The sequence below is a fragment of the Paraburkholderia sp. RL18-085-BIA-A genome (assembly GCF_046027075.1).
Lineage (GTDB): Bacteria > Pseudomonadota > Gammaproteobacteria > Burkholderiales > Burkholderiaceae > Paraburkholderia.
Window position 1 is genome coordinate 112,320 of record NZ_JARESU010000015.1, and the last position, 12,352, is coordinate 124,671.

Genomic DNA, 12,352 nt, shown 5'->3' on the forward strand with positions numbered 1-12,352 from the left:
CATCACCAGCACTAAAGGCAAGCAAAGCAAACCTCATGGCAACCACGACCGCACCTCAGCAAGCCGCGCCCGCCTCGCCGGGCCCCTTGAAGCGCATCATCCTGATCGCCCTCATCGCGATCATCGCCGCGGGCGCAGCCGGCGCGGGGGTGTGGTTCTTCATGTCCAAACGCGCACCCGCCGCGGCTTCGGCCGAAGCCGCGCCGCCGCCATCCGCGGCGCCGCTGTTCTTCCCGCTCGAATCGATGACGGTCAACCTGCAATCGGACGACGGCCAGCAGCACTTCCTGCGCATCGGCCTCACGCTCAAGCTCGGCGACGCCCGCACCCAGCAGGAACTCACCGACCACATGCCGGAAGTGCGCAGCCACATCCTGCTCGCGCTGTCGAACAAGCATCCGGACGAACTCGCGCCGCTCGAAGGCAAGCGCGCGCTCGCCAACGAACTCAAGACGCTGATCGAGCAGCCGAGCGACAAGGGCGCCGCGCCGATCAGCGTGCAGGACGTGCTGTTCACCGAATTCGTCGTGCAGTGACGTTGTCTAGCACTGCCATCATCAACCGCCACGGGACGCACGAGGAATAAGGAATGGGCCACGAAGAGTTCATGTCCCAGGAGGAGGTCGATGCCCTGCTCAAGGGCGTCACCGGCGAATCCGACACTGAAGCCGAGCAAAGCGACCGTTCGGGCGTACGCCCGTACAACATCGCGACGCAGGAACGCATCGTCCGCGGCCGGATGCCCGGCCTCGAAATCATCAACGACCGCTTCGCGCGTCTGTTGCGCGTCGGCATTTTCAACTTCATGCGGCGTTCGGCGGAAATCTCCGTCGGTCCGGTGAAGGTGCAGAAGTACAGCGAATTCACCCGCAACCTGCCGATCCCGACCAACCTGAATCTGGTCCACGTAAAGCCGTTGCGCGGCACGTCGCTGTTCGTGTTCGATCCGAACCTCGTGTTCTTCGTGGTCGACAACCTGTTCGGCGGCGACGGCCGCTTCCATACCCGCGTCGAAGGGCGCGACTTCACGCAGACCGAGCAGCGCATCATCATGAAGCTGCTCAATCTGACCTTCGAGCACTACGCGACGTCGTGGAAAAGCGTGCGCCCGCTGCAGTTCGAATACGTGCGCTCGGAAATGCACACGCAGTTCGCCAACGTCGCGACGCCCAACGAGATCGTCATCGTCACGCAGTTCTCGATCGAGTTCGGCACGACCGGCGGCACGCTGCACATCTGCATGCCGTATTCGATGATCGAGCCGATCCGCGACGTGCTGTCGTCACCGATCCAGGGCGAGGCGATGGACATCGACCGCCGCTGGGTTCGCGTGCTGTCGCAGCAGGTACAGGCAGCGGAAGTGGAACTGACCGCCGACCTCGCGCAGGTGCCGGTCACGTTCGAGCAGATCCTGAACATGCGCAAAGGCGATGTTCTGCCGATCAACATCCCCGAGCGCATCACGGCGAAAGTCGACGGCGTGCCGGTGATGGAATGCGGCTATGGAATTTTCAATGGTCAGTACGCGTTGCGGGTCCAGAAGATGATCAGCGCAGCCGACACGATGAAGGAAGGTGGATATGAGTGACCTGAACACAAAGCCCGAGGCCGAACTGGTCGCCGGCGAGCCGCAACTGGCCACCGGCGCGGTGAGCTCGGAGGACGATGACGCAATGGCCGACTGGGCCAGTGCGCTCGCCGAGCAGAACGACAACACGGAAGTCAGCGCGACGACGGCCGGTGTGTTCCAACCGCTGTCGAAGGTCGAGCCGACCTCGACGCGCAACGACATCGACATGATCCTGGACATTCCTGTCCAGATGACCGTCGAACTTGGCCGCACCAAGATCGCGATCCGCAATCTGCTGCAACTCGCGCAGGGTTCGGTGGTGGAGCTGGACGGCCTCGCCGGCGAGCCGATGGATGTGCTGGTGAACGGCTGCCTGATCGCGCAAGGTGAAGTGGTGGTCGTGAACGATAAGTTCGGTATCCGTCTGACCGACATCATCACGCCGTCCGAACGCATCCGGAAGTTGAATCGATGAAACGCATTGCCCGTCGCGCCGTGCTCCACGCTTCGCGCGATGCCCTGCTTCGGGCCGCCCAATTGGCGGCCGCCACGGCGGCGCTGTGCGCGCCGCTCGTTGTGCCCTGCTCCGCGCACGCCGCCGACATGAACGCGGTCAACCACGCCGCGAGCATCGCGTCGGGTGTCGGCGCAGGTGCGGCCGTGCCGGCGCTCGGCGTCGGCGCGGTATTGCAGACAATCGTGGGTTTGCTGGTCGTGATCGGTCTCGTGTTCGGCTGCGCATGGCTCGCACGCCGCTTCGGTCTGCAGCCGGGCAATCGCGGCGGCCTCGTGAAGACCATCGGCGGGGCGTCGCTCGGCGGCAAGGAGCGGGTCGCGGTCGTCGAGATCGGCGACACGTGGCTCGTACTCGGCGCGGCGCCCGGCAACGTGCGCTTGCTGCATACGATGCCGGCCGGCTCCGCCGCGCCCGATGCGCTCGCCGGCACGTCTGCACAAAATCAAGGCGCTCGCGCGCCGTTACCGGGTACCTTCGGCCAACGCTTTCGCGACGCGTTGAAAGGCGAGGTAGGCAAACGTTTCAACGCGCCAGGCGGCGGGGATCGGTAATGCAGTTCAGTTCCATGCAAGTCAGCCTTGGGCCGGCGCGTAACGCCGCGGCCGCTTCAGAAGCCGCTTCGCAGCCCCCTTCACAAGCCGTGCTCGCCGTGCTGCGCCGCTACGCGCCGCTCGTGCTGCCGGCGCTGATGCTCGCGCTGCCCACGCTCTCCTTCGCGCAGACCGCAGGCCTGCCCGCGTTCAACACGAGTCCGGGCCCGAACGGCGGCACGACCTACTCGCTGAGCGTGCAGACGATGCTGCTGCTCACGATGCTGTCGTTCCTGCCGGCGATGGTGCTCATGATGACGAGCTTCACGCGCATCATCATCGTGTTGTCGCTGTTGCGCCAGGCGCTCGGCACGACCACCACGCCGCCGAATCAGGTGCTGGTCGGCCTCGCGCTGTTTCTCACGCTTTTCGTGATGTCGCCGGTGCTCGACAAGGCCTATAACGAAGGTTACAAGCCGTTCTCCGACGGCACGATCACGATGGACCAGGCGGTCTCGCGCGGCGTCGCGCCGTTCAAGACCTTCATGTTGCGCCAGACCCGCGAAAGCGATCTCGCGCTGTTCGCCCGCATCTCGCACGCCGCGCCGATGCAAGGTCCGGAGGACGTGCCGCTGTCGCTGCTGGTGCCGTCGTTCGTGACCAGCGAATTGAAGACCGGCTTCACGATCGGCTTCACGATCTTCATCCCGTTTCTCATCATCGACATGGTGGTGGCGAGCGTGCTGATGTCGATGGGCATGATGATGGTGTCGCCCGCCACCATCTCGCTGCCGTTCAAGCTGATGCTGTTCGTGCTGGTCGACGGCTGGCAGTTGCTGCTCGGCTCGCTTGCGCAGAGTTTCGTTTAACCCGCGTTTGATTCTTCAACCCTCGACGTTTCCGGCACCCTCACCATGACACCCGAATCAGTCATGACGCTGGCCCACCAGGCGATGTACATCGGCCTGCTGCTGTCCGCGCCGCTCCTGCTCGTCGCGCTGGTCATCGGTCTGGTGGTGAGTCTGTTCCAGGCGGCCACGCAGATCAACGAATCGACGCTCTCCTTCATTCCGAAGCTGCTGGCCATCGCGGTCACGCTCGTGATCGCCGGCCCATGGATGCTGACGACGATGCTCGACTACCTGCGTCACACGCTCACCAGCATTCCGACGCTGGTCAACTGAGCGGCGCGCCGCCGCTTCTTCTGCCGCCATGTTCACGGTCACCTACGCTCAACTGAATGTCTGGCTGACCGCGTTCCTGTGGCCGTTTGCGCGCATCGCCGCGCTGATCGCCACCGCGCCGGTGTTCAGCAACGCGTCGATGCCCACGCGCGTGAAGATCGGCCTCGCCGCGTTCGCCACGATCATCGTCGCGCCGACCATCGGCGCGTTGCCGCAAGTCACGGTGTTCTCCGCCGCCGGGGTGTGGATTCTGGTCAACCAGTTCCTGATCGGCATCGCGCTCGGCGTGACGATGCAGATCGTCTTCCAGGCGATCGACGCGACCGGCTACTTCATCGGCCTGGGCATGGGCCTCGGCTTCGCGACCTTCTTCGACTCGCAGGCGACCGGTTCGGGCGTGGTGATCTCGCGCTACATGACGACGATCGCGACGCTGGTGTTTCTCGCGGTCGACGGCCATCTGCAGATGCTGGCCGCTCTGGTGACGACGTTCGAGTCGGTGCCGGTGTCGGCCAACCTGATCGCGCCGCACGGCTGGCAGACGCTCGCCAACTGGGGCGGCTCGATCTTCTCGGCGGGCTTGCTGCTGTCGCTGCCGGTGGTGGTGGCGTTGCTGATCGCCAACCTCGCGCTCGGCATTCTCAATCGCGCGGCGCCGCAGATCGGCGTGTTCCAGATCGGCTTTCCGCTCACGATGCTGGTCGGCCTGCTGCTGGTACAGCTGATGCTGCCGAACATGATTCCCTTCTTCATGCGGCTGTTCGACAGCGGCATCGACGAGATGGGACGGGTCGCGGCGGAGCTTCGCTAAAGCACTTCCACACTTGCGCGCTGTACTTGCTCATAAAAAAACACCCCAAATCGTTGGACGGGTGTCCAACTCTTGGGGTGGAGTTCAATTGCGCCGTTTTTTTTATTCGGGCCGCGTCAATCCATCAGTTGTTGATGTACTGGAACAGCGACATGTTCTGCACCTGCACGAAGGCCTGCTGCGAAGCCTGCAATGCCGCCTGCTGCATCGTGTATTTGCTGATCGTCGTCACCATGTCGGTCGAGGTCAGATCCGACAGGTTGCTCTGAGTTTGCAGCGAGTTGGTCTCCGTCACGGTTTGCAGCGCCTTCACTTCCTGTTCGCGTCCGCCGACCGACGCCTGCACCGCCGTCACGTTGCTCATCGTGTTGGCCAGTTGCGTGAGGCCGGTGTTCATGGCGTTCTGCAAGTTCGCCGCCGCCGCCGCGTTACCCGCCACCGGTTGTTGCAACGCGGAGATCATCGCGTTCAGGTTGGCGAACACGTCCGTGCCCGCCTGTTTGGCCGGCTGGACCGTGAAGGTGTCGTTGGCGGACGGCGTGCCGGTGATCGCTACGGTCTGGCCGGCAATCGTGATGTTGGCGCCTGCCGTATAGGCTTGCGGCGTGCCGGCGACGCCGGTGGTGGTGTCGTTGATCTGATACGTCAGCGACGAGCCGCTGCCGCTGAACTGGATCTGATACGAATCCGCGTTCGCCGCGTTGGTCGGATCGTTGACCGTCACCGCACCGATCACGCCCGTGCCCTGGTTGCCCGAGCTGCCGGTGGCGACCGGCTGCGCATTGATCGCGCCGACACTCATGAACACGGCGATGCCGTTGTCGCCCGTCGCCACCTGGTTGCTGTCGGTGACCTGCACGGTGCGCGTGCCGGTGTCGCCCGAATAGACGACAGCGCCGCTTGCGTTGGTGGTGAACGACTGGGTGGCGTTCTGGAACCCCGAGAACAGCGAATTGCCCGAGCTGTCAGTTGCATTGGCATAGGTCAGCAACTGGTCGCGCAAGCTCGTCAGCTGAGTCGCAATGGCGCTGCGGTCGGCATCGTTCAAGCTGCCGTCGCTCGCTCTGAGCGCTTGCGTGTTCACGCTTTGCAGTGTGCTGAGCACGCCGCTGAGGGTCGAATCCTCGGCCTGCAGCGACGACAGCGCGGCGCCCTGGTTGCTGGTGTACTGCGACAGCGCCGTCGCCGTGGAACTCAACTGCACGGCCTGGGCCGCACCGAGCGGGTTGTCGGCGGCGGTGCTGAGGCTGACGCCGCTCGAAATTTCCTGGTAGATCTGCGACAACTGAGCCTGCTGATTGCTCATTGTCTCGACGTTCATGCTGAAGTACTGCGAGCTGGAGATACGCATGGTTCAACGCCTTACTGGAAGATGCCGAGCAACGTCTGGAACAGGGTCTGCGCGGTCTGGATGACCTTGCTGTTGGCCTGATAGAGCTGCTGATACTGAAGCAGGTTCGCTGCTTCCTCATTGAGATTGACGCCGGAAACGGACTGCTGCGCGGACGTGATCTGCGTGACGAGCGCGCTTTGCGCGGTGCTCGACGTCTGGACCTGGGTCGCCTGGTTGCCGATCTGGTTCACGTAGGTCGCGTACGCGGTCGTCAACGTCGACGTGCCGCCCGACAGCACCTGCGCGGTGGTCAGATTCGACAGCAGTTGCGCGTTGCGCCCGTCGTTGGTCGCGCCGGTGTTGGGTCCGATCGAGAACGAGTCGCCGTCCGACGGCGTGCCGCTGATCGTGACCGTCACGCCATTCATGCTGCCGGCGCTGGTCGAGTTGGTCGGGTTGTTGATCGTCAGCGTCGCGCCCGAGCCGGGCGAGTACGGCACGGCGGTGGTCGCCGAGGTGATCGTGATCGAGGTCGGCGGCGTGCCGGCCACCGTGACCACCGAATTCAGCGGGAAACCGGTGAGGCCCGTGCCGGCGGTATAGGTGATCGTCGACGCCGTGGTCGGCGCGCTATAGCCGGCCGCCACGGTACCCTGCGTGATCGTCCCGCTGCCGGTATTCGATGCGCTGGCCGAAGCCAGCACCGGCGACGCGGCCGCGATCGCCGACGGCGACGTGGTGGTCAGCGCGAAGCCGTTCAGCGCGCCGCGCGTCGGCTCGACCGAAAACGAGTCGCCCGGTTTCATCGTGCCGGTGGCCGAGAATTGCAGGCCGCCGATCGGGTTGGTGAGGCTCGTGGCCGAGCCCACGATGCTGCCGGTCGAATTGTCGGTCAGCGTGTACGCGGTGCCGTTGTACGACAGCGTATAGTCGCCGGTGGTCGGTTGCGTTGCGTCGGAAAACGTCGCGCTCAGCGATGCGTTGCCGGTGTTCTGCGCGTTCGCGTACACGGTCGGCGAGCCGACCGTGAACAGCGCGCCGCCCGCGGTGCCGTTCAGCGTGATGCCGAGTTCGTTCTGCGCGTTCACCTGCGCGGCGAAGCTGGTAGCGATGGCGCCGAGTTGCGCTTCCGCCGGGTCGAGCGTCTGCGAACGGAATTGCAGCAGGCCGCCGAGCGTGCCGCCGGACACGCTGGTGTCGGACAGGGTTTGTGGCGTCGGGGTCGGCTTCGCGCCGGCCTGGCCGAGATACTGGACCGACAGCTCGGTCGGATCGGTGGACGAGGTCGCCGTGCCGAGATTGAAACTGTTGCCGGCGGACACGAGCGGCTGGCCGTTGGCCATGAACACGCTGTAGCCGCCGTTGTTCTGCACCACCGACACGCCGACAAGTTGCGACAGGTTCGCGACGGCCTGGTCGCGCTGGTCGAGCAGCTGGTTCGGCGTCTGGCCCTGGGCGGAGGCCGCGGTGATCTGCGTGTTCAGCGACGCAATCTGCGCGGTATAGGTGTTGATGTTCGTGACCGCATCGCTCAATTGCGTGTTGACGCTCGCGCGCAACTGGTCGTACTGCTCGCCGGCCGCGTTGATCTGGTTCGCGAGGGTCTGCGCGTCGCTGATCGCGGTCTGGCGCGTCGAGACACTGGACGCGTCGTTGGCGACGTTCTGCAGGCCCGTGAAATAACCGGTGATGGCGCTCGCGATCCCCGACGTCGGGCTGCCGACCAGGTTGTTCAGCTGCGAGATCATCGCGTTGTAGGCGGACAGCGCGCTACTCGACGATTGGGCGTTGTTCAGCTGGGTCGCCAGATACTGGCTGTACTGGCGCTGCACGGTGGTCGTGGACACGCCCATCGGCAGATAGCCGGAACCCGTGTAGGTGCCGCCGGTTTCCGAATAGACAGGCGTCTCGATCGAATAGCCGGGCGTCGACACGTTGCTGATGTTCTCGCCCGTGGTCGTCAAACCCCACTGGGCTGCATTGAGTCCGCTGAGACCGATGTTTAAGAGATTGCTGGACATGCGTCATCCTGAAGGGCGACACCGCAGTCATGCCGCCACGTTACTTGAACATCCTGTTTATCGGCCCGCGGCAAGAAAAATTGAGGGCCATTCCATGCATGTGCGACGTTTGCGAGGCGAGCCGCGCAGGCTCGCTGCGCACGCGTTCTGTGCTCGCCTTGCTGTATCAGGTGGCCCGCGCGGGCCTGTCCGTCATGCGGGCGAACCGCCATGAGCCGGCGGCCTGACCATGATCGTCAAGCGAGGCGAAGCGCAGTCAACATTTTGCGCCCCGCCCATCCAGCATCCAGTCAACGCACCAGCGACCGGCGCTTCATCTCGAGCTGCGTGATCAGCCGTTGCAGCGTGTTTTCAGCGCTGCCCGGCAGCGTCATGAAACGGAAGCCGAGCTGATAGCGCTGCGTGCCGTTGGGCAGCGACGTCGAGCGGTGCGACACGAGTTGCAGATCGAGCGAGAGCCGGCCGAGCGAGCCGAATGACAACTCGCAATCCATCAGACGCGTGCCCATCGGCAATTCGGCCACGCGTTCGTCGGTGGTGCGCATGCCGACGCCGCCGAGCGACAGGTCGTGCACTTCGAAGCGGAACGTGTCGCCTTGGGGCAGCCGGCCGCTGCACACGTACGGATCGAGAATCGGCGCGTTGACGCGGAAATACTCGCGGCGCTGGACGTAAAACAGCACCTCGGGGAAGTCCGACTCGAACGCGGGCATTCCTTCGAAGCGGGTCTCGTGCGGCGTCCTGGTGGCGAACTCGACGCGCACGCCGTCCGGCGAGGCGTGGAACTGGCAGCGCGGCGCGGCCAGCAGGCCTTGGTTCTGCTCGGCGAGCGCGCCCCAATCGAAAGTGAAAGTGCGCTCGCGTACGTCGACGTCGAGCAGGCGCGTCACGAGCTGGCCGCCCGCAAATTCGACGGTGAGGAAATCGCCGCGATTGACGAGATTGCGCAACTGGACGCCGATCTCCAGCGGATTGCGGCGGCCGAAATCGGGCGCGCTTTCGTCTTGCGGGGCGTGCGGCTGACCGAGTGTGTCGGTGTGGCCGTTCGACTGGTTCATATCCATGGGCTTGCCGGTATGCTTTGTTCTTGCGGGCGCGTGCCTTAGCTCTGGCGGGGCTTTCGCGAGGCCTTCGTCGAAGCCGCGGCACGTGCATTCAACCGGACGTTACGTCGCTTTCCGGTATCGGGTCTAACTCTTTAGCGGCAGCTTCCAGCCAAAATTTAGGGGCTCGGAATGAAATATTTGCCGCAAACGTTAAAACGCGATCCGCCCTGTCGCGGGTGGACCAGCCGCCCGCGGGCGGCTGGCCCCTTCCGTCCTGTTATGCACCTGGCCTGGTCGCGTGGATGGTTTTGAACCAGGTCGATCAGCTTGCGTCGAACCTGGTCCGGCTGCATCGTCACCGCTGCCTGACTACCGCTGTCAACTCACTGCTGTATTAACGGCAGATCAGCCCATCTTCTGCATGATCGACATCAGCTTGCGCGCATAGTGCGGGTCAGTGGCATAACCCGCGCGCTGCATGCCGTTGGCAAAGCCGTTCACGTCGTGCGATGAATTGATCACCTGCGCGTAGCGCGGGTTGCCCTTGAGCAGGCTAGCGTAGTCGGTCATCGCTTCCTGATACGAATCGTACGCACGGAATTTCTCGACCGTGCGCTGCGGCCTGCCGTTCACATACTCGGTCGTGACGGTCGACACGGTCTTGCCGGTCCAGTCCTTGGTCGCCTTGATGCCGAACACGTTGTGGCTGGTCGAGCCGTCCGCTTTCCTGATCTCGCTCTTGCCCCAGCCCGATTCGAGCGCGGCCTGGCCGATGATGAAACGCGCCGGAATGCCGGTCGCGGCGCTCGCGGCCTGGGCCGGCGCGGCCAGCTTGTCGACGAATGCGTCGACCTTCGGCGAGCTGCCGTCGCCGCGCAGCGGCGGCGTCAAGGCGCTGTTCGCCGAGTAGCCCTTGCCCATCGCCAGCTGGCCGTTGGCCTGCGCGTTACCGTAGGCTTTCGCGAGCGCGTTGAGCGCGGCCGTCTGGCCCTCATCGCCACCGCTGCCGCCGCCCAGCGCGTTCGCCATACCGGCGAGGCCGCCCGCGCCACCCGCGCCGCCCGCGCCATTGCTCACCTGCATGCCCTGATTGCGCATCAGCTGCTTGAGCATCGCGTCCGCCACGCCGATGCCCTTCTTCGACAACTGCTGCGACATCTGCTGATCCATCATCGACGTAAAGGTGGCGCTGTCGTGCGAATCGAATGGGCCGTCCTGCGGCGTCGCGTCCCGCATGCTCTTCAACATCATCTGCGTGAACACGGCGTCGAACTGCTGCGCGGCCATCTTCATGCCGGCTTGCGGCGAAGCCTTGGCTTGCGCGCTCAGACCGGCGAAACCCTGCACGTCGAGCGCGAACCGCTGGGTCAGGTCGTTTGCGGTATTGGTCGTATCCGAATTCATCTGGCGTCTTCCTTAGATGATTTCCAGGTCGGCGCGCAAAGCGCCCGCCGCCTTCATGGCCTGCAGGATCGACATCAGATCCGCCGGCGTCGCGCCCAGTGCGTTGAGCGCCTTCACCACATCGGCGAGGTTCGCGCCGGCGTTCACCAGCTTCAGCGCGCCGTTGTCCTGCTTCATCTGAATCTGCGATTGCTGCGCGACCACGGTCCGTCCGTTCGAGAACGCGCCGGGCTGGCTCACGACCGGCTGCGTGTTGATCACCACCGACAGATTGCCGTGCGCGACCGCGCAGTTCTGCAGCGTGACCATCTGATTCATCACGATCGAGCCGGTGCGCGCGTTCAGGATCACCTTCGCGGCGGCCTGCGCCGGCCTGACGTCGAGGTTCTGCAATTGCGCCATGAACGAGACCTGCTGCTGCGGATCCGCCGGCGCGCGCAACTGGATGGTGCGGCCGTCGAGCGCCGTGGCGGTGCCGCTGCCGAACGCATTGTTGACCGCCGCGACGACGCGCTGCGTGGTGTCGTAGTCCATGTCGTTCAGGTCGAGCTGCATGGTGCCCGCTTGCGACACCGAGGTCGGCACCGCGCGTTCGACGATTGCACCGCTTGCGATGCGGCCGGCGGCCAGCGTGTTGACCTGCACCCTGCTGCCGTTGGCGCTCGCGCCGGCGCCGCCGACCGCCAGGTTGCCCTGGCCGAGCGCGTACACCTGGCCGTCGGCGCCCTTGAGCGGCGTGAGCAGCAGCGTGCCGCCGCGCAGGCTCCTCGCATTGCCGAGCGACGAGACCGTCACGTCGATCGCTTCGCCGGGACGCGCGAACGGCGGCAGCACCGCCGTCACCATCACCGCGGCGACGTTCTTCAACTGGATGTTCGACAGCGTCGACTGCGAGTTGCTCGACCCCGCCGCCTGGTTATTGATCGAGATACCGAGGTTCGCCAGCATGTTGGCGAGCGTCTGCGTGGTGAACGGCGTCTGGGTGGTCTGGTCGCCCGTACCGTCGAGGCCGACCACGAGGCCGTAGCCGATCAGCGGGTTGTCGCGCACGCCCTGGATCTGGGCGAGGTCTTTCAGCCGTTCGGCATGCGCGGGCGTGGCGGCCGGCAGCGCCGCGCAGGCGAGCGCGATGAACGCGAGCGCACGGCCGGCGCGCGAGGCCGTAGCGAATGCAGCCGCAAAACCAGCGGTGATGACGGCGCCAGCCGCGCGGCGCGGGGAGACGGTACGCATGATCACCACGGCGACACGTTGAGGAAGAAGCGTTGCAGCCAGCCCATGTTCTCGGCCTCATCGAGATAGCCCTTGGCGGAATACTCGATTTTCGCGTCGCCCACCTGGGTGGAATACACAGCGTTCAGGCTCGAAATCGTGTTCGGATTCACCACGCCGGAGAAGCGCACGAATTCGTTGCCCTGATTGATCAGCATCTGCTTTTCGCCGCTGACGACCAGGTTGCCGTTGGCCTGCACGGCCGTCACGGTGACAGTGATCGTGCCGTTGAACGTATTCGACGCGTTGGCGCCGCCGGTGCCGGAAAACACGTTCGCGCCGTTCGCGCTCAGATTGGTCTTGGCGAACAGACCGCCGAGAAAGCCCGCGGTCGGCACGCTGAAATTCGTGCTGCCGTTGCGATTGGCATTGGCGCCCGACGACTTGGTCGCGTTGATGTTTTCGGCAATCACGATCGTGATGATGTCGCCGACATTGCGCGGCCGCTGGTCTTCGAACAGTGGCCGGCCCGCGTAGCCCGGGTTGTAGATCGAGCCCGGCGCCTGCGCTTGCGGCGGAATCGGCGGCAATGCCGTCATCGGCTGCTGGGTGATCGGCTGCTTGGGCACGAGGCCACAGCCACCCAGGGCCGCGAGCAGCGTAAGCTGAGCGAGCGCCTGAGCGGTGCGCGAATGAACCGGAGTGCGAGTGAAGTACGACATCG

At 64.7% G+C, this 12,352-nt stretch carries 14 protein-coding genes; 8 read left to right on the plus strand and 6 right to left on the minus strand.

What is annotated here, in order from left to right; translation table 11 throughout:
• The first annotated feature begins 35 nt into the window (after nt 1-35).
• The 7 genes from fliL to fliR are packed head-to-tail and all read left to right on the plus strand — an operon-like array spanning nt 36 to nt 4,612.
• Entirely contained in the window at nt 36-536 is a 501-nt protein-coding gene (fliL, locus tag P0D89_RS13575) for a flagellar basal body-associated protein FliL (RefSeq protein WP_408363737.1), read from the plus strand.
• 53 nt (nt 537-589) lie between these two features.
• Nucleotides 590-1,588 carry a flagellar motor switch protein FliM gene (fliM, locus tag P0D89_RS13580; protein ID WP_408363735.1) on the plus strand — a complete coding sequence of 333 codons (999 nt, stop codon included), beginning with the start codon at nt 590-592 and terminating at the stop codon, nt 1,586-1,588.
• Nucleotides 1,581-2,045, plus strand: a complete 465-nt coding sequence (gene fliN / locus P0D89_RS13585) for a flagellar motor switch protein FliN (protein WP_408363733.1) — start codon at nt 1,581-1,583, stop codon at nt 2,043-2,045. Before fliM ends, fliN begins: the two co-directional genes overlap by 8 nt.
• Nucleotides 2,042-2,638, plus strand: a complete 597-nt coding sequence (gene fliO / locus P0D89_RS13590; protein WP_408363731.1) for a flagellar biosynthetic protein FliO — start codon at nt 2,042-2,044, stop codon at nt 2,636-2,638. Before fliN ends, fliO begins: the two co-directional genes overlap by 4 nt.
• Before the next feature lie 14 nt (nt 2,639-2,652).
• The gene (fliP, locus tag P0D89_RS13595; RefSeq protein WP_408363729.1) at nt 2,653-3,486 is read left to right on the plus strand and encodes a flagellar type III secretion system pore protein FliP; all 834 of its coding nucleotides are present in this window, start codon (nt 2,653-2,655) and stop codon (nt 3,484-3,486) included.
• A 45-nt stretch (nt 3,487-3,531) separates the two neighbouring features.
• Nucleotides 3,532-3,801: a flagellar biosynthesis protein FliQ gene (gene fliQ, locus P0D89_RS13600; protein WP_408363727.1), complete on the plus strand. Its 270-nt coding sequence runs from the start codon at nt 3,532-3,534 to the stop codon at nt 3,799-3,801.
• A gap of 28 nt (nt 3,802-3,829) precedes the next feature.
• The gene (gene fliR / locus P0D89_RS13605; RefSeq protein ID WP_408363725.1) at nt 3,830-4,612 is read left to right on the plus strand and encodes a flagellar biosynthetic protein FliR; all 783 of its coding nucleotides are present in this window, start codon (nt 3,830-3,832) and stop codon (nt 4,610-4,612) included.
• A 124-nt stretch (nt 4,613-4,736) separates the two neighbouring features.
• Here the strand turns inward: fliR and flgL are convergent, their stop codons facing one another.
• The gene (flgL, locus tag P0D89_RS13610; RefSeq protein ID WP_408363723.1) at nt 4,737-5,963 is read right to left on the minus strand and encodes a flagellar hook-associated protein FlgL; all 1,227 of its coding nucleotides are present in this window, start codon (nt 5,961-5,963) and stop codon (nt 4,737-4,739) included.
• Nucleotides 5,964-5,974: 11 nt separating this feature from the next.
• Nucleotides 5,975-7,966: a flagellar hook-associated protein FlgK gene (flgK, locus tag P0D89_RS13615; protein ID WP_408363721.1), complete on the minus strand. Its 1,992-nt coding sequence runs from the start codon at nt 7,964-7,966 to the stop codon at nt 5,975-5,977.
• Nucleotides 7,967-8,010: 44 nt separating this feature from the next.
• Here flgK and P0D89_RS13620 point away from each other — a divergent pair, with 44 nt between their 5' ends.
• Entirely contained in the window at nt 8,011-8,193 is a 183-nt protein-coding gene (locus P0D89_RS13620; RefSeq protein ID WP_408363719.1) for a hypothetical protein, read from the plus strand.
• Between the two features lie 63 nt (nt 8,194-8,256).
• Here P0D89_RS13620 and P0D89_RS13625 read toward each other — a convergent pair whose 3' ends face one another.
• From P0D89_RS13625 to flgH, 4 genes are all read right to left on the minus strand, one after another.
• Complete coding sequence (locus P0D89_RS13625; RefSeq protein WP_494478167.1) at nt 8,257-9,024, minus strand: flagellar regulator YcgR PilZN domain-containing protein; 768 nt, start codon at nt 9,022-9,024, stop codon at nt 8,257-8,259.
• A gap of 393 nt (nt 9,025-9,417) precedes the next feature.
• The gene (flgJ, locus tag P0D89_RS13630) at nt 9,418-10,416 is read right to left on the minus strand and encodes a flagellar assembly peptidoglycan hydrolase FlgJ (RefSeq protein WP_408363715.1); all 999 of its coding nucleotides are present in this window, start codon (nt 10,414-10,416) and stop codon (nt 9,418-9,420) included.
• 12 nt (nt 10,417-10,428) lie between these two features.
• Nucleotides 10,429-11,649 carry a flagellar basal body P-ring protein FlgI gene (locus P0D89_RS13635; RefSeq protein WP_408363713.1) on the minus strand — a complete coding sequence of 407 codons (1,221 nt, stop codon included), beginning with the start codon at nt 11,647-11,649 and terminating at the stop codon, nt 10,429-10,431.
• A 2-nt stretch (nt 11,650-11,651) separates the two neighbouring features.
• Nucleotides 11,652-12,350 carry a flagellar basal body L-ring protein FlgH gene (gene flgH / locus P0D89_RS13640; protein ID WP_408363711.1) on the minus strand — a complete coding sequence of 233 codons (699 nt, stop codon included), beginning with the start codon at nt 12,348-12,350 and terminating at the stop codon, nt 11,652-11,654.
• Nucleotides 12,351-12,352: the final 2 nt, after the last annotated feature.